The organism is Mangrovibrevibacter kandeliae (genome assembly GCF_024519155.1).
In the GTDB taxonomy this organism is placed as follows: Bacteria; Pseudomonadota; Alphaproteobacteria; order Rhizobiales; family Rhizobiaceae; genus Mangrovibrevibacter; species Mangrovibrevibacter kandeliae.
Map to the genome: position 1 here is coordinate 170,790 of NZ_JANIFJ010000005.1, position 16,059 is coordinate 186,848.

Consider the following 16,059-nt stretch of genomic DNA (forward strand, 5'->3'; position numbering starts at 1 on the left):
ACGCCTTGAAAGTCATCGGTATTGTCGCCAGCACCGCTCCAAAGCGGCGCGAAGGATGGAAGATCATTCGGCTCAGCCTCACGAAGCGATACCGCACCGGCCGCTCGATGCCGGCAGCGGCGTGGCGGAGAACCGGCGAGAACGGGCGGAAGTCTCACCCGTGACGCACGGCGACGACCCCGGCTCGCCCCGGCGCGAATCGCTGGCGCAGTTCTAGCTGCGGCGAGCGCCACTGCCGCCCGCTAATTGCGTGGCCGCCTCGCGACGTACACCGCCGATGAGTCAGGCTTCAGCGCCGCTGCATCGTCGGCTCGGGCCAGGGTGTCTCCTGGCGGAGGGCGCGGCGGGTGCGCTCGACGCCGACTTCGATGACCTCGAGCATCGCCTGGCGCGTGGCCGCCTCGTCGCCGCGCTCGATCGCCTCGACGATGCGTCGATGGTTCACCGCGCACTCGCGGATCTTCTCCGCGTCGTCGGCCGGCGAGCTGAGCTTGAACGAGATCGCCAGCGCCGCCTCGATCAGGCTGCTGATCGACTGCATGAAGGGGTTCTTCGACATCGCCGCGATCGCGAGGTGAAACTCGAGATCGACATTGGCGATGCTGACCCGGTCGTGATTCAGATCGCCGAGCCGGTCGGCGATGGCGTAGAGCCGGGCGATGTCGGCGGGCGTCGCACGGCGGGCGGCGAGAGCGGCCGCCGCCGGCTCGATGGCCGCGCGCGTGGTGGCGAGGTCGAGGAGGAAGTTCTCGTCGAGCCCGGCCTCCACCCGCCAGTGCAGGATGTCGGCGTCGAACATGTTCCAGTGAGCCCGGTCGAGGACGCGCGTGCCGACCTTCGCCTTCGCCCGCACCAGCCCCTTGGCCGCCAGCGTCTTCATCGCTTCCCGCAGCACCGTGCGCGAGACGCTGAAACGTCCGGTCAGTGCGTCGTCGCTCGGCAGCAGGGCCCCTTCGGCGATCTCGCCGCCGACGATGGCGCTACCCAGCGCGCCGACGACATGAGCGTGGCTGCTGCGTGCCGCCGAGCCGGCGATCGCGGCCTGGAGGAGGCCCATCAGGCGGGCCGGGTGCGCAGCGCCCCCGCCCGGTGCTCGGACAGCCAGAGGATGGCGCGCTGCAGGGCGATGAAGGCAAAGAGCAGGAGGCCGATGACGATCTTGGTCCACCAGCTCGAGAGGCTGCCGTCGAAGACGATGTAGGTCTGGATCAGGCCCTGGATCAGGACGCCGATCAGCGTGCCGGCGACGAAGCCGGCGCCGCCGGTCAGGAGCGTTCCGCCGATCACCACGGCGGCGATCGCGTCAAGTTCGACGCCGACGGCCGCGAGCGAGTAGCCGGCGGAGGTGTAGAGCGAGAAGACGATGCCGGCGAGGCCGGCGAGGAAGCCGGACAGGGCGTAGATGCCGATCGTCGTGCGGGCGACGGGCACGCCCATGAGCTCGGCCGACTGGAGGTTGCCGCCGAGGGCATAGACATTGGTGCCGAAGCGCGTGCGCTGCGCGACGATCGTGCCGATGAGCACCACCAGCAGCATCACGAGCCCGATGAGGCGCAGGCGACCGCCGCCGGGAAGCTTGAAATAGAGCGACTGCAGCTCGCCATAGAAGGGATGGCTGATCGGCACCGAGTCGGTCGACAGCACGAAGGCCATGCCGCGGGCGAAGAACATGCCGGCGAGCGTCACGATGAAGGCCGGCATCTTCAGATAGTGGATGATCGCGCCCATCACCCCGCCGAAACCGGTGGCGATCACCAGCGCCAGGACGAAGGCGACGGCCGGATGGATGCCGGCGCGCTCGATGACGACGGCGAGGAACACACCGGTGAAACCGATCACCGAGCCGATCGACAGGTCGATGCCACCGGACAGGATGACGAAGGTCATGCCGACCGCCGCGATCCCGAGAAAGGCATTGTCGGTCAGGAGGTTGGCCACGACACGCGTCGACCACATCGCCGGGAACTGTGCGATGCAGATCGCATAGGCGAGGACGAAGACGACCAGCGTCGTCATCAGCGGCAGGTATTTCGCGCGGATCATCGTGCCGGCCTTTCGCGCGTCACCGGTGTCGCGTCGCGGCGTTCAGGGCGAAGATAGACGAAGAGGCTCTGGCTCGCCGGCGACTGCACCACCAGGATGACGACGATGATCGCGGCCTTGATGATCAGGTTGAACTCCGGCGGGAAGCCCGAGAGCAGGATGCCGGTGTTGATCGCCTGGATGATCATCGCGCCGATCAGCGAGCCGGCGATCGAGAACCGCCCGCCGAGGAGCGACGTGCCGCCGAGGACGACGGCGAGGATCGCATCGAGTTCCAGCCAGAGGCCGGCGTTGTTGGCGTCGGCGCCGCGAATGTCGGCGGCAGCCACCGTGCCGGCGACCGCAGCGCAGAGCCCGGAGGTGGCGTAGACGGTGAGGAGCAGGAAGCGGGTGCGCACGCCCGACAGCATGCTTGCTCGACGGTTGACGCCGATCGCCTCGATCAGCAGCCCCAGCGCGGTCCGCCGCACCAGGAGCGCGACGAGGACGCCGAACAGAAGCCACAGCACCACCGGCATCGGCAGGCCGAGGACGGAGCCGCTGCCGAAGAAGATCAGCCCGGCATCGTTGAAGGTGAGGATCACGCCCTCGGTGATCAGCTGCGCGATGCCCCGTCCGGCGACCATCAGGATCAGCGTCGCGATGATCGGCTGGATGTCAAGGAAGGCGACGAGCGCGCCGTTCCACAGGCCGCAGGCGAGGCCGACGAGAAGCGTCAGTGCGAGCGTGACGGCGAGCGGCATGTCGCTGGTGATGAGGCTCGCGGCCACCGCGCCGGTGATCGCCATCACCGCGCCGACCGAAAGATCGATGCCTTTGGTCGCGATCACCAGCGTCATGCCGATCGCGAGAAGCGCCACGGGCGCACCGCGGTTGAGGACGTCGACGAGGCTGCCGTAGAGCCGCCCGTTCTGCCAGTTCAGCTGGAAGAAGCCGGGAAAGGCGAAGCCGATCAGGGCGAGCACCACCGCCAGGGTCACGAGCTGCGGCGCGAGCCGCCGGAGCCCCTTCAAGGCGACGCTCATGCCGCAGCCGCCTTCTCGTGCGCGGCGATCGCCTGCATGATGCCGCTCGGCGTCACCGCCTCGCCGGTCAGTTCGGCGACGTGCGCCCGGTCGCTGAGGACGACGACGCGCGAGGCATAGACCACCAGTTCCTCCAGCTCCGACGAGATCACCAGGAGCGACATGCCGTCGGCGCAGAGCCGCTCGATCAGCCGGATGATCTCGGCATGGGCACCGACGTCGATGCCGCGCGTCGGCTCGTCGAGGATCAGGAAGCGCGGATCGGTGGCGAGCCAGCGGGCGAGCAGCGCCTTCTGCTGGTTGCCGCCGGACAGGAACTTGATCGGCTTCTCGGCGTCCGACGTGCGGATGTCCAACGCCTCGATGTAGCGGGCGGCCAGTTCGTCCTGCGCCCGGCGCGGCAGCGGCCGTGCCCAGCCGCGACGGGCCTGCAGCGCAAGCACGATGTTCTCGCGCACCGACAGGTCGCCGACGATGCCGTCGACCTTGCGGTCCTCAGGGCAGAAGCCGAAGCCATGCGCGATCGCCTGCGCCGGGGAGCCGAGCGTCACCGGTGTGCCGTCGATCTCGGCCTGCCCGCCGTCCGAAGTGTCGATCCCGAAGATGAGCCGCGCCGTCTCGGTGCGGCCGGACCCCAAGAGACCCGCCATGCCGACGACCTCGCCCCTGCGCACCGACAGATCGAAGGGTGCGACGCTGCCGCGCTTGCCATAGCCGGTGAAGCGGATCGCCGCCGCGCCCTCGGGCGTGGCCCCGCCCGAGCGGGCCCGCTCCTCGTCCTGCAGTTCGCGGCCGAGCATCATCGAGACGAGTTCGATGCGCTCGAGGCCTGCGACGGGCCGGCTGCCGACCAGCCGGCCGTTGCGCAGCACGGTGACACTGTCGGCGATGCGGAAGACCTGATCGAGGAAGTGGGTGATGAAGACGATGCCGAGGCCCCTCGCCTTCAGCTGCAGCACCACCTCGAACAGCGTGTCGACCTCGTGCGCGTCGAGGCTGGCGGTCGGCTCGTCGAGGATCAGCACCTTGCCGGAGAGGTCGACCGCGCGGGCAATCGCGACGATCTGCTGCACGGCGACGGAGAAGCTCGACAGCGGCGCGCCGACATCGATCGCCAGGCCGTACTGGCCGAGCAGCGCCCGCGCCCGCCGGCGCATCTCGCCGGTGCGCGTGAGGCCGAAACGGGTCGGCTCGCGGCCGATGAAGAGGTTCTCGGCGACCGACAGGTTCGGCAGGAGGTTGACCTCCTGGTAGACGGTGCCGATGCCGAGCGCCTGCGCGTCGGTCACGCCCTGCGGGTCGATCGCCGCGCCATCGAGCAGGATTTCGCCGCCGTCGCGCCGATAGGCGCCGGTGATCACCTTGATCAGCGTCGACTTGCCGGCGCCGTTCTCGCCGAGCAGGGCATGCACCTCGCCGGCCCGCAGCGAGAAGTCCACCCGGTCGAGTGCCCTGATGCCGAGGAAGCTCTTGCTCGCGCCCTGGACGCGCAGCCGCACCACATCACTTGCCATGTCGAAGACCCGTACACCGGAGGCACCGCGGCCGGCGGGCCGCGGAGCAGAGGCGGCGGGCGGCGGCCCGCCGCGGCCGGCTCTCAGTAACCGAGGCCCTTCTTCTCGTCGTAGACCTTCATCGGGTCGTCGCTCTGGGTGTAGAGCTTCGATTCGGTCTGGATCCACTTCTCCGGCTTGGTGCCGTCGGCCTTGTACTTCTCGAGCGCGTCGAAGGCCGGACCCGCCATGTTCGGCGTCAGCTCGACGGTGGCGTTGGCCTCGCCGTTCGCCATCGCCTGGAAGATGTCCGGCACCGCGTCGATCGACACCACCAGGATGTCGCTGCCCGGCTTCAGCCCGGCTTCCTTGATCGCCTGGATCGCGCCGACGGCCATGTCGTCGTTGTGGGCGTAGAGCGCGCAGATGCCCTTGCCGCCACCCTCGGCCTTGATGAAGCTCTCCATGACTTCCTTGCCCTTGGTGCGGGTGAAGTCACCGGTCTGCGAGCGGGTGATCTTGATGTTGTCGTGGCCGGCGATCGCCTGCTCGAAACCCTTCTTGCGGTTGATCGCCGGCGAGGAGCCGGTGGTGCCCTGCAGCTCGACGACGTTGCAGGGCTTGTCGCCCACCTGCTTCACCAGCCAGTCGCCGGCGACCTTGCCCTCGTGCACCTGGTCGGAGGTGACGGCGGTCAGGTAGAGCGAGTCCGGCGCATCGATCTGGCGGTCAAGCAGCACGACCGGGATCTCGGCGTCCTGCGCCTCCTCCAGCACCGCATCCCAGCCGGTCGCGACGACCGGTGCGAGCAGGATCGCGTCGACGCCCTGCGCGATGAAGGAGCGGATCGCCTTGATCTGGTTCTCCTGCTTCTGCTGCGCATCGGCGAACTTCAGGTCGACGCCGCGCTTCTCGGCCTCCTGCTTGGTCACGCTGGTCTCAGCCGCGCGCCAGCCGGACTCCGAGCCGATCTGCGAGAAGCCGACGGTCATATCTGCCGCGAAGGCAGCCGATGTCATCAGCGCAGCAGCCATCGCTGCTCCGCAAAGGAGCTTGAGCTTCGTCATGAATTTCCTCCCAGAGATCCCCGGCCTCCCCGCCGGGTCCGTCGGCCTCCCAGCCGACCGCGCACTTATACTATCGTAATACTTTTCGGTCCAGACCGCGCCGCGCGAAAAGGTTGCGGCAGCGCAAAAATCGGTTGTGCGCTGCACTCAGAGACGGATGCGTGGCTCGATGCGCCCCTTGACCGGAAGGTCGAGGACCAGCGTTTTCCCGGCATCCGGGTCGTTCGCGCGCGTCTCGTCGTCCATGTCGTCATAGGCGCTCGTCACGAGCAGTCGGTCGAGCGCCGGTCCGATGAAGGCCGGGCAGCTCGGCTGCTTCACCGGCACCGCAATCGAGCGAAGGCGCTCGCCGGAGGGGCTGTAGACGTCGATCCGGCCGCCGCCCCAGTGCGCGTTCCAGATCAGGCCGTCGGCGTCGCAGACCGCGCCGTCCGGACCGCCCGTCTCGTCGCCGAGATCGTGGAGCACGGAGGGATCGCCCGTCGGCAGGCCGGTGGCCGGGTCGATGGCGACGCGGTTGATCCGGTTGGTCTTGGTGTCGGTGAAGTAGGCCGTGCCGCCGTCGGGCGAAAAGCAGATCGCGTTCGGGATCGAAACGTTGGCATAGAGCCGGCGCAGCTCGCCGCCGCGGTACCAGTAGATCGCGCCGGCACCCGCTTCGCCCTTGCGGCCCATGGTGCCGAGCCAGAAGGCGCCGGACTGGTGAACCCGTGCGTCGTTCGAGCGCGTCACCGCATCGTCCGCCTCGACCGCCAGATGCAGCGAGAGGTTGCCGCTCGTGGCGTCGCGCAGATAGAGGCCATCTTCGGCGAAGACGAGTTGCGTGTCGTCGGTGACGATGGCGAGCGCGCTCGCCATGAAGGGCAGAGGGTGCTTGCGCGTCTGGCCAAGCCGGACATTGTGCTCGAACAGCGCCTTGCCCTTGATGTCGAACCACCAGGCGGTATCGCTGGCCGGATCATAGGTGCAGCCCTCGCCGAGCCGGCAGGCCTCCTCGTAGACGATCCGCGTTCCGACCGTGTCCGCTGTCCCATCCGTCATGCCGTGTCTCCCTGTGCGAAGACGCGATGATAGGCGGCGACCGCCCGGCGGCCACGCTCGATCACCTCCGCCGCGCTCATGCCGGGCTTGAACAGGCTCGACCCGAGGCCGAAGGCGGTGACGCCGGCCTTGCCGAACGCCTGGAAGTTCTCCTCCGAAACGCCGCCGACGGCGCCCACCACCGTGCCCTTCGGCAGGACGGCCATGAGCGCGCCGATCCCCGTCGGACCGAGCACACTGGCCGGGAAGAACTTCAGGCCCGAAGCACCAGCCTTCAGCGCAGTGAAGGCTTCGGTGGCGGTGAAGACGCCGGGCATCGTCACCATGCCGTGCGCGCCAGCGCGCAGGATCACCTGCGGTTCGACGTTCGGGCTGACCAGCAGCCGGCCACCGGCCTCCTTCAGTCGGTCGACATCCTCGACCTCGAGCACCGTGCCCGCGCCGATATAGACGCCGGAGGGCGCCATCTTCGCCGCAGTCTCGATTGAACGGAAGGGCTCCGGCGAGTTCAACGGAATCTCGATCGCCTCGAAGCCGACCTCGATGAGGCCGCCGACGACCGCCTCGACTTCCGACGGCTGCAGGCCACGCAGGATGGCGACGAGATTGCAGCCGAGGTCAGGCCAGCGGACACGCTCGCTCATGCAGTCACTTCCTCCAGAAACGTGTACCGCGCCGCCGCGTAGAGCCCTCGATGCACCGCGTCCTCGGCATCGACCGTGCGCGCGGCGAAGCCGGCGATGGCGAGCGCCTCGCCGTAGAGCGCCTGCAGGGGGCCGGAGACGGCGAGGATCACTTCGCCCGCAGCGTCGCCGAACTGTCGCACCCCGGCGAGTTCGAGGCCGATCAGAAGGCCTGACAGCCGTGCGGCCGCGTCCTGCGGGTCGCGGTCGTGGAGGAGACCGCCGGCGCGCAGCGCGAACAGGCGGTTCGTCGTCAGCGCCGGCGCATCGAGCGCGTCCGCGATGCCGCCGGCGAAGGCCTCCCGCCGCTCCGGCGCCGAGCCGTCGGCGGCGAGGCTGTGGCGCAGGATCGAGTGCTTCGCGAGCACCGCATAGAGTTCACCGGTCATGAACGTCGCGAACTCGACGATGCACCCGCCGTCCAGCCGCACCCATTTCGAGTGCGTGCCGGGCAGGCAGACGAGGCCGTTCGCGTGGCCGAGCAGCGTCAGGCCGAGGAGCTGGGTCTCCTCGCCGCGCATCACGTCCGGCCGAAGCCGATCGCGCTGGGCCACGCCCGGCAGGATGCGCACGTCGCGCCCGGCCTGCGGCACAGGCACCGCGGCGCCGGCAACCGCGGCGAGATCGGCGGGCGTGTCGGCATAGGGCGCCTCCACCCAGCCTTGCCGCGCGCCAGCCATGCCGCAGATCACGACCGGCAGGTGCAGCGGCGCGCCGAGGGCGTGAAGGTGCGCCTCGAGCACGGCCGAAAAGCCGGTTTCGGCGGCCTCCAGCATCCCCTGCCCGCTGCGCCGGCCGGACAGGACGCGGCCCGCCCGGTCGATCAGCCAGAGCCGGAAGCTCGACGTGCCCCAGTCGACTGCGGCGACGAACGGTTCGCCGCCGAAGCCGAGGTCGAGGCTCGCCTCAGTGGTTGTCACGTGGCAGGCCCCGGGTCTGGGCGATGCGCTGATAGGCGACCGCCGGCTCGAGCACCGCGCCGGTCGACATCTGGCCGACGATGGCGCGCTGGATCTCCTGCCACGGCGTCTGGTGCGCCGGATACGGATAACCGCCCTGCGCCTCGAGCTCGGCGCGGCGGGACGCGATCTCCTCGTCGGAGATCAGGATGTTGGCGGTGCCGCGGCCGATGTCGATGCGCACCCGGTCGCCGGTCCTCAGGATCCCGAGATTGCCGCCGGCGGCCGCCTCCGGGGAGGCATTGAGGATCGAGGGCGAGCCCGAGGTGCCGGACTGGCGGCCGTCGCCGATGCAGGGCAGCGCGTGGACGCCGCGCTTGATGAGGTAGGCGGGCGCGCGCATGTTCACGACCTCGGCCGCGCCGGGATAGCCGACCGGGCCGGCGCCGCGCATGAACAGCACGGTGTGCTCGTCGATGGCGAGTTCCGGGTCGTCGATGCGGTGGTGGTAGTCCTCCGGGCCGTCGAAGACGACCGCGCGGCCCTCGAAGGCTTCCGGATCGTCCGGATTGGACAGATAGCGATCGCGGAATTCCGGCGAGATCACGCTCTTCTTCATGATCGCCGAATCGAACAGGTTGCCCTTCAGGACGCGGAAGCCGGCATGCGGCTTGATCGGGTCGGCGAAGCGACGGATCACCTTCTCGTCGAGGATCTCGACGCCGCGGCAGTTGTCGCCGATCGACTTGCCGTTGACGGTGAGGGCATCCTCGTGGATCAGCCCCTCCCCCATCAGCTGGTTGACCACCGCCGGCACGCCGCCGGCGCGATAATAGTCTTCGCCGAGATATTCGCCGGCCGGCTGCAGGTTGACGAGCAGCGGCACCTCCTCGCCATAGGTCTGCCAGTCGTCGATCGACAGCTCGACGCCGAGATGGCGCGCGAGGCCGTTGAGGTGGATCGGCGCGTTGGTCGAGCCGCCGATCGCCGAGTTGACGCGGATGGCGTTGACGAAGGCCTCGCGGGTCATGATGTCGGAGGGCTTCAGGTCCTCCTCGACCATCTCCACGATGCGCATGCCGGTGAGGTAGGACACCTCCTGCCGATCGCGATACGGCGCCGGGATGGCGGCCGAACCCGGCAGCTGCATGCCGAGCGCCTCGGCGAGCGAGTTCATCGTCGTCGCCGTGCCCATCGTGTTGCAGTAGCCGGTCGACGGGGCCGAGGACGCGACGAGCTTGATGAAGCCCTGATAGTCGATCTCGCCCTTGGCCATCAGCTCGCGGGCCTTCCAGACGATGGTGCCCGAGCCCGTGCGCTCGCCGCGGAACCAGCCGTTGAGCATCGGACCGACCGACAGCGCGATCGCCGGAATGTTCACGGTCGCCGCGGCCATCAGGCAGGCCGGCGTGGTCTTGTCGCAGCCGATCGTCAGCACGACGCCGTCGAGCGGATAGCCGTAGAGGATTTCGACGAGGCTGAGATAGGCGAGGTTCCGGTCGAGCCCGGCGGTCGGGCGCTTGCCGGTCTCCTGGATCGGGTGCACCGGGAATTCCAGCGGGACGCCGCCGGCCTCGTAGATGCCGTCCCTGACGCGCTTGGCCAGCTCGATGTGGTGCCGGTTGCAGGGCGAGATGTCCGAGCCGGTCTGGGCGATGCCGATGATCGGCTTGCCCGACTGCAGCTGCTCGAGCGTGATGCCGAAATTCAGGTAGCGCTCGAGATAGAGCGCGGTCATGTCCGGGTTGTCCGGGTTGTCGAACCAGGCGCGCGAGCGCAGCTTCTGCGGGGCCTTGTCGTTCTTCTTCAGCATGACGTGGTCTTCTTTCGGTAGGCCGGGCGCCCCTCGGCGGGACCGCCCTGTCGTGAACTAGGTCGTGAACCTGTAGATGCTGGTGTGACGGTACCGGGCACCCGGCTCCAGACGCACCGACGGAAACTCCGGCCGGTTCGGCGAATCCGGGAAATGCTGTGGCTCGAGGCAGAAGGCGTCCGACTGACGCTGCACCTGACCGTACTTGCCGACCGTGCTCGCATCGAGGAAGTTGCCGGAATAAACCTGCAGGCCGGGCTCTGTCGTGTGGAGCTCCATGACGCGGCCGCTCGCCGGATCCTCCACCCGCGCCGCGAAGACCGGCTCGATCGACCCGCCGGCATTGAGGACGTAGTTGTGGTCGTAGCCGCGGGCCGCCGCGATCTGCGGATCGGCACCGTCATGGATGTGCTCGCCGAAGGCACGCCCGGACCGAAAGTCGAAGGCGGTGCCCTCGACCGAACGGACTTCGCCGGTCGGAATGGAGCCGGCGTCGATTGGCAGGTAGGCGTCGGCATCGACCGTCAGGCGATGGTCGAGGATGGCCTGGAGGCGCTCGGTGCCGGCGAGGTTGAAGAAGCTGTGATTGGTGAGGTTGACGATGGTCGGCGCGTCCGTCTCCGCCTCGAAGGCGATCGTCAGCTCGCCCGGCGCGGTCAATGCGTAGCGCACGCTCGCGGTCACCGTGCCGGGAAATCCCTCCTCGCCGTCCGGACTCACCCGTTCGAACGTGACCGACGGCACCGGATCGTCCCCCAGCGCAGCGATCGTCCAGTTGCGGTGATGAAACCCGCCGGGCCCGCCATGCAGGCTGTTGGCGCCGTTGTTGCAGGCCAGCTGCACGAGGCGCCCGTCGATCTCGAAGCGGCCATGGGCGATGCGGTTGGCATAGCGCCCGATGGTCGCGCCGAGATAGAGCGGGCGCGTCTCGTACAGGCCGAGATCGGGATAGCCGAGAACCACGTCCGCCATCCGCCCGTCCCGGTCCGGGACGTAGAGCGACTGGATCGCCGCACCGAAGCCGATCAGCCGGACGGAGATCCCTTCGCCGATCAGCTCGACGGCCTCGACGGCACCGCCGTCCGAGAGCGTGCCGAACGGCCTGCGGGTGGCGGCGATCGACATCAGGCGGCTCCGTTCGGTTCGTCGTGGAACGCCTCGACGATCCGGCGCGCTCCGAGCAGGAAGGCGTCGGCGACGTGCTGGAGGGGCGCCACGTCGACGTCCGAGCGGCCTTCGCCGACGAGCTCGACGAAGCGCCGGTAGATGCCGGCATACTCGCTGTCGGCCTCCGACATCACCGGCTTGCCGTCGACGACCATCTCGCTGCCGCCCTTCGACAGCGTCAACCGCCCGTCCTCGGTGTCGACGTGGATGTCCCAGGTCTGCGGCCCGGTCTGGCGCCAGTCGAACACGGCTTCGATGCGCGCGCCATTGGCGTCGGTGAAGGCAAGGTCCGCGGCGATCGGCGCCTGCTGGTTTTCGGGAAACTCGAGCGATCCCTCGGTCAGGAAGAACGGCAGCGGCAGGATGCGCGTGACGATCGACAGCGCGTTGATGCCGGGATCGAAGACCCCGAGGCCGCCCGGCTCCCAGATCCAGGCCTGGCCGGGATGCCAGTGGCGGACGTCCTCCTTCCACTCGACCCGGACCGCACGCACCGTACGGTCGGCGAGCCAGCGGCGCGCCGGCTCGACGCCCGCGGCAAAGCGCGAGTGCCAGGTGGCGAACAGCGTCAGTCGCTTCTGCGCCGCAAGCGAGACGAGGTCGGCGAGTTCGCTGACGGTCGCGCCCGGCGGCTTTTCGAGAAGCACGTGCTTGCCGGCGGCAAGCGCCGCATGGGCCAGCGCATGGCGGACCTGCGGCGGGGTGCAGAGCGCAACCGCATCCAGCTCGACGCCGGCGAGCATCTCGGTGAGCGTCGTGAAGTTCTCAATGCCGTCGACGCTGGCCGATCGGCTCGCCGCCGCGACGAGTTCGATGCCGTCGGTCTTGGCGATCGAGGGAAAGTGCTGGTCGCGGGCGATCTTGCCGACGCCGACGAGGCCGAGGCGGATGGGAGCCATGTCCGTCCCGCCAATCAGAGCGCGCGCACGCGCGCCGGGCCGGCGTCGTCCGCCTGCGCCAGCGGGTTGGACAGCTTGAGCGTGAAGGGCGCCGCCTCGATCTCGAAGACGTCGCCCGGCTCGGTCCTGAAGCCGTCCGAGAAGGACAGCGTCGCCGTGCCGAAGAAGTGGACGTGGACGTCGCCCGGCCGGCGGAACTGCGGGTACTTGAAGTGATGGTGCTCGAGGTTGGCGACGTGGTGGGACATGTTCGCCTCGCCGGAGAGAAACGGCTTCTCCCAGACGGTGTCACCGCCGCGCTTGATCCGCGAGGCGCCGCGCACGTCGGCCGGCAACGGGCCGACGAGGAGTTCGGGACCGACCGCCGCGGGCCGCAGCTTGGAATGGGCGAGCCACAGGTAGTTCTGCTTCTCCGTCACGTGGTCGGAGAACTCGTTGGCGAGCGCGAAGCCGAGGCGCACCGGATTGCCGTCCGCATCGATGACGTAGATGCCGGCGATCTCCGGCTCCTCGCCGCCGTCCTCGGCGAAGCCCGGGCTCGTCAGCGGCGCACCCGGCGCGACGAGCGCCGTACCGTCGCCCTTGTAGAACCACTCCGGCTGCACGCCGACGCCGCCATCGGCCGGCTTGCCGCCCTCGACGCCCATCTGGAACATGCGCATTGAATCGGTCGGCTTCTCCGCCGCGGCCGCCGCCTTGTGCATCTTGTCCCGGCCTTCGGCCGAGCCAAGATGGGTGAGGCCCGTGCCTGTGAGGTGAAGGTGGGCGGCGTCCGGATGGTCGATCGGAGCGAGCACGCGGCCGGCGGCCAGCGCCGCGCCGAGGTCGATGGCGCCATCGGTGCCGAGGTCGCGCAGCGCCGCCTCGAGCCCTTGGCCCGCATCGAGCGCGCGCTGCACCAGATCATACGTGCTGGCGACGCCCGTCACCAGCTGCGCCGACCCGTCGTCCGCGACCTGCGCCACGCGGCGCGCGCCGCCCTCGTCCTTCACCTGCACCAGCCGCAAGGCCATTCATCCAACTCCGGTCTCTTTTCATCGCGGCGGCACGGACCGATCCGCGCCGCCTGGTCTCGTCGTTTCAGCGCGTCTGGAGGATGCCGTCGACGCGGCGGGGCAGCGCGCCCGCCTCGCTCTCGCGCAGCGCCTTCGGCAGCAGCGCATCCGGCAGATCCTGATAGCAGACCGGGCGCAGGAAGCGCCGGATCGCCAGCGAGCCGACGGAGGTCGTGCGGCTGTCTGAGGTCGCCGGATAGGGTCCGCCATGCACCATCGCGTGGTTGACCTCGACGCCCGTCGGCCAGCCATTGGCGAGGATGCGCCCGGCGCGCTTCTCCAGCACCGGAAGCAGCGGCCGCACGGCCTCCACATCGGCCTCGTCGAGCTGCAGCGTCGCCGTGAGCTGGCCCTCCAGATGCTGCGCCGCGCGGCGCATGTCGTCGATCGAGCGGCAGCGCACGATCAGCGAGGACGCGCCGAAGATCTCGTCCTGCAGCCGTTCGTCGGCGAGGAAGGCGTCGATGTCGGTGACGAACAGCGCGGCCTGGCAGGCGTTCTCAGTCGCGCCGCCCTGGCCGCGCTCGACGAGCGACACCTTCTCGTTGCCGGTCAGCGCGTCGACGCCGGCCTTGTAGGCGGCGTTGATGCCGGGCGTCAGCATCGTCGCGGCGGTGCTGTCCTTCAGGGCTGTCGCGGCGGCAGCGGTGAATCGGTCCAGCGCCGGCCCCTCGAGGGCGAAGACGAGGCCGGGATTGGTGCAGAACTGGCCGGCGCCCATCACCAGCGAGCCGATGAAGGCCTTGCCGAGCGCCTCGCCCCGCGCTTCGAGCGCGGCCGGCATCAGGAAGACCGGATTGACGCTGCTCATCTCGGCATAGACCGGGATCGGCTCGCGCCGCTTGCCGGCGATGTCGACGAGCGCGAGGCCGCCGGCCCGCGAGCCGGTGAAGCCGACCGCCTTGATGCGCGGATCCGACACGAGCGCGCCGCCGAGCTCCTTCGACGGGCCGGTGAGGAGCGAGAAGACGCCCTCCGGAAGGCCGCAGCTCTTCACCGCATCACGGATCGCGCGGCCGACCATCTCGGAGGTGCCGGGATGGGCGGGATGGCCCTTGACCACCACCGGGCAACCGGCGGCGAGCGCCGAAGCGGTGTCGCCGCCCGCGACCGAGAAGGCGAGCGGGAAGTTGGACGCGCCGAACACGGCGACGGGGCCGAGCGCGACATGCCGCTGGCGGATGTCGGGGCGCGGCGCCGGCTTGCGCTCCGGCTGGGCCGGATCGACCCGCAGTTCCAGGAAATCACCGGCCCGCACGACCGACGCGAAGAGGCGCAACTGGCCGGCGGTGCGGCCGCGCTCGCCCGTCAGGCGCGCCAGCGGCAGGCCGCTCTCGGCCGACGCGCGCTCGACCAGCGCGTCGCCCAGCGCCTCGATGTTCGCGGCGATCGTCTCGAGGAACGTCGCACGGGTCTCGGTGTCGGTCTCGCTGTAGGCGTCGAAGGCGTCGGCGGCGAGCGCGCAGGCCTTTTCGACCTCGCTCGGGCCGGCAGAGGAGAAGTCGGGTTCGATGGTCGCGCCGGTCGCCGGATTGACGGCGCGGAAGGTCTCCCCCGCGCTGACGCTCGCGTTTCCGATGAGGATTTCGCCGGTGATGTCCACGTTGATGCTCTTTCTTGTCTGTTCGTCCTGCCGCCGGACGAGGCCCGGCGGCGGCGGCAAGGGCGTCAGCCCTTGTTCTTGTTGTAGACGTCGAAGATGACGGCCACGAGGAGAACCAGGCCCTTGATGACCTGCTGGTAGTCGATGCCGATGCCCAGGATCGACATCCCGTTGTTCATGACGCCCATGATGAAGGCGCCGATGACCGCGCCGACGATGGTGCCGACGCCGCCCGACATCGAGGCGCCGCCGATGAAGACGGCCGCGATGACGTCGAGCTCGAACCCGAGGCCGGCCTTCGGCGTCGCGGTGTTCAGCCGCGCGGCGAAGACGAGGCCGGCGAGCGCGGCGAGCACGCCCATGTTGACGAAGGTCAGGAAGGTCAGGCGCTCGGTGTTGATGCCCGACAGCTTGGTGGCCTTCTCGTTGCCGCCCATGGCGTAGATGCGCCGGCCGACCGTCGTCTTGGAGGTGACGAACGAGTAGATGCCGATCAGGAGCGCCATGACGATCAGGACGTTGGGCAGCCCGCGGAACGTCGCCAGCAGATAGGCCAGATAGAGGATGGCCCCCGCGAAGACGAGGTTCTTGGCGTAGAAAAACGCCGCCGGCTCGTCGTCGTGACCGCCGGCGCGGTTGCGCATGCGGGAGCGGAACGCGAAGAACAGGATCGCCGCCGCGACGAGAACACCGAGCAGGAGCGCGAAGGCGTTCGGCTTGCCGACGCCGAAGATGTCGGGAACGAAGCCGGAGCTGAGGAGCTGGAAGCTGCCCGGGAACGGCCCGACCGACTGACCCGCCAGTAGCCACAGGCTGAGACCCTTGAAGACCAGCATGCCGGCCAGCGTCACGATGAAGGACGGGATGCGCCAGTAGGCGACCCAGTAGCCCTGCGCGGCGCCGATCACGCCGCCGACGCCGAGGCACAGCACCGCGGCCAGGACGTAGTTCATCTGCCACTGGACGATCATCACCGCCGCCAGCGCGCCGACGAAGCCGAGCACCGAGCCGACCGACAGGTCGATGTGACCCGCCACGATCACCAGCAGCATGCCGAGCGCCATGATGATGATGTAGCTGTTCTGCAGGACGAGATTGGTGAGGTTGATCGGCTTCAGGAGGATGCCGCCGGTCATGAACTGGAAGAAGACCATGATCACGATCAGCGCGAGCAGGATGCCGTATTCGCGCATGTGACGGCGGATGAAGCCGATCGAGGAGGATCGGGCGCTGCTGCCGCTCGCGGCGGGCTGGAAGCTGTGTGCGGCTTC

At 69.1% G+C, this 16,059-nt stretch carries 14 protein-coding genes; all 14 read right to left on the reverse strand.

The window, feature by feature from the left end:
- Nucleotides 1–289 precede the first annotated feature (289 nt).
- Complete coding sequence (locus tag NPA30_RS14410) at nucleotides 290–1,057, reverse strand: FadR/GntR family transcriptional regulator (protein ID WP_256803434.1); 768 nt, start codon at nucleotides 1,055–1,057, stop codon at nucleotides 290–292.
- A complete protein-coding gene (gene yjfF / locus NPA30_RS14415) occupies nucleotides 1,057–2,040 on the reverse strand; it encodes a galactofuranose ABC transporter, permease protein YjfF (RefSeq protein ID WP_256803609.1) in 984 nt (327 codons plus the stop codon). Before yjfF ends, NPA30_RS14410 begins: the two co-directional genes overlap by 1 nt.
- Nucleotides 2,040–3,068 carry an ABC transporter permease gene (locus tag NPA30_RS14420; RefSeq protein WP_256803435.1) on the reverse strand — a complete coding sequence of 343 codons (1,029 nt, stop codon included), beginning with the start codon at nucleotides 3,066–3,068 and terminating at the stop codon, nucleotides 2,040–2,042. The genes yjfF and NPA30_RS14420 overlap by 1 nt, the downstream gene beginning before the upstream one ends.
- Nucleotides 3,065–4,582: a galactofuranose ABC transporter, ATP-binding protein YtfR gene (gene ytfR, locus NPA30_RS14425; protein WP_256803436.1), complete on the reverse strand. Its 1,518-nt coding sequence runs from the start codon at nucleotides 4,580–4,582 to the stop codon at nucleotides 3,065–3,067. The genes NPA30_RS14420 and ytfR overlap by 4 nt, the downstream gene beginning before the upstream one ends.
- An 83-nt stretch (nucleotides 4,583–4,665) precedes the next feature.
- Entirely contained in the window at nucleotides 4,666–5,628 is a 963-nt protein-coding gene (gene ytfQ / locus NPA30_RS14430) for a galactofuranose ABC transporter, galactofuranose-binding protein YtfQ (RefSeq protein WP_256803437.1), read from the reverse strand.
- Nucleotides 5,629–5,775: 147 nt separating this feature from the next.
- Nucleotides 5,776–6,669: an SMP-30/gluconolactonase/LRE family protein gene (locus NPA30_RS14435; protein ID WP_256803438.1), complete on the reverse strand. Its 894-nt coding sequence runs from the start codon at nucleotides 6,667–6,669 to the stop codon at nucleotides 5,776–5,778.
- Nucleotides 6,666–7,313, reverse strand: a complete 648-nt coding sequence (locus NPA30_RS14440; RefSeq protein ID WP_256803439.1) for a 2-dehydro-3-deoxy-6-phosphogalactonate aldolase — start codon at nucleotides 7,311–7,313, stop codon at nucleotides 6,666–6,668. Before NPA30_RS14440 ends, NPA30_RS14435 begins: the two co-directional genes overlap by 4 nt.
- Nucleotides 7,310–8,272 (reverse strand): 2-dehydro-3-deoxygalactonokinase, encoded by a 963-nt coding sequence (locus NPA30_RS14445; RefSeq protein WP_256803440.1) that lies wholly within the window; start codon nucleotides 8,270–8,272, stop codon nucleotides 7,310–7,312. Before NPA30_RS14445 ends, NPA30_RS14440 begins: the two co-directional genes overlap by 4 nt.
- Nucleotides 8,259–10,064, reverse strand: a complete 1,806-nt coding sequence (locus NPA30_RS14450) for an IlvD/Edd family dehydratase (RefSeq protein WP_256803441.1) — start codon at nucleotides 10,062–10,064, stop codon at nucleotides 8,259–8,261. The genes NPA30_RS14445 and NPA30_RS14450 overlap by 14 nt, the downstream gene beginning before the upstream one ends.
- A 57-nt stretch (nucleotides 10,065–10,121) precedes the next feature.
- Nucleotides 10,122–11,189: an aldose epimerase family protein gene (locus NPA30_RS14455; protein ID WP_256803442.1), complete on the reverse strand. Its 1,068-nt coding sequence runs from the start codon at nucleotides 11,187–11,189 to the stop codon at nucleotides 10,122–10,124.
- Complete coding sequence (locus tag NPA30_RS14460; RefSeq protein ID WP_256803443.1) at nucleotides 11,189–12,130, reverse strand: Gfo/Idh/MocA family protein; 942 nt, start codon at nucleotides 12,128–12,130, stop codon at nucleotides 11,189–11,191. The genes NPA30_RS14455 and NPA30_RS14460 overlap by 1 nt, the downstream gene beginning before the upstream one ends.
- Nucleotides 12,131–12,144: 14 nt before the next feature.
- Nucleotides 12,145–13,143 (reverse strand): AraD1 family protein, encoded by a 999-nt coding sequence (gene araD1 / locus NPA30_RS14465; protein WP_256803444.1) that lies wholly within the window; start codon nucleotides 13,141–13,143, stop codon nucleotides 12,145–12,147.
- Nucleotides 13,144–13,210: 67 nt separating this feature from the next.
- Entirely contained in the window at nucleotides 13,211–14,788 is a 1,578-nt protein-coding gene (locus NPA30_RS14470) for an aldehyde dehydrogenase (NADP(+)) (RefSeq protein ID WP_256803445.1), read from the reverse strand.
- Between the two features lie 65 nt (nucleotides 14,789–14,853).
- The gene (gene mmsB, locus NPA30_RS14475; RefSeq protein WP_372338825.1) at nucleotides 14,854–15,981 is read right to left on the reverse strand and encodes a multiple monosaccharide ABC transporter permease; all 1,128 of its coding nucleotides are present in this window, start codon (nucleotides 15,979–15,981) and stop codon (nucleotides 14,854–14,856) included.
- Nucleotides 15,982–16,059 lie beyond the last annotated feature (78 nt).

What these genes read in the sequence shown, in the direction of transcription:
- NPA30_RS14410 (WP_256803434.1), bottom strand. Translation starts at nt 1,057, where the DNA reads ATGGGCCTCCTCCAGGCCGCGATCGCCGGCTCGGCGGCACGCAGCAGC.
- NPA30_RS14420 (WP_256803435.1), bottom strand. Translation starts at nt 3,068, where the DNA reads ATGAGCGTCGCCTTGAAGGGGCTCCGGCGGCTCGCGCCGCAGCTCGTG.
- ytfR (WP_256803436.1), bottom strand. Translation starts at nt 4,582, where the DNA reads ATGGCAAGTGATGTGGTGCGGCTGCGCGTCCAGGGCGCGAGCAAGAGC.
- ytfQ (WP_256803437.1), bottom strand. Translation starts at nt 5,628, where the DNA reads ATGACGAAGCTCAAGCTCCTTTGCGGAGCAGCGATGGCTGCTGCGCTG.
- NPA30_RS14435 (WP_256803438.1), bottom strand. Translation starts at nt 6,669, where the DNA reads ATGACGGATGGGACAGCGGACACGGTCGGAACGCGGATCGTCTACGAG.
- NPA30_RS14440 (WP_256803439.1), bottom strand. Translation starts at nt 7,313, where the DNA reads ATGAGCGAGCGTGTCCGCTGGCCTGACCTCGGCTGCAATCTCGTCGCC.
- NPA30_RS14450 (WP_256803441.1), bottom strand. Translation starts at nt 10,064, where the DNA reads ATGCTGAAGAAGAACGACAAGGCCCCGCAGAAGCTGCGCTCGCGCGCC.
- NPA30_RS14455 (WP_256803442.1), bottom strand. Translation starts at nt 11,189, where the DNA reads ATGTCGATCGCCGCCACCCGCAGGCCGTTCGGCACGCTCTCGGACGGC.
- NPA30_RS14460 (WP_256803443.1), bottom strand. Translation starts at nt 12,130, where the DNA reads ATGGCTCCCATCCGCCTCGGCCTCGTCGGCGTCGGCAAGATCGCCCGC.
- araD1 (WP_256803444.1), bottom strand. Translation starts at nt 13,143, where the DNA reads ATGGCCTTGCGGCTGGTGCAGGTGAAGGACGAGGGCGGCGCGCGCCGC.
- mmsB (WP_372338825.1), bottom strand. Translation starts at nt 15,981, where the DNA reads ATGCGCGAATACGGCATCCTGCTCGCGCTGATCGTGATCATGGTCTTC.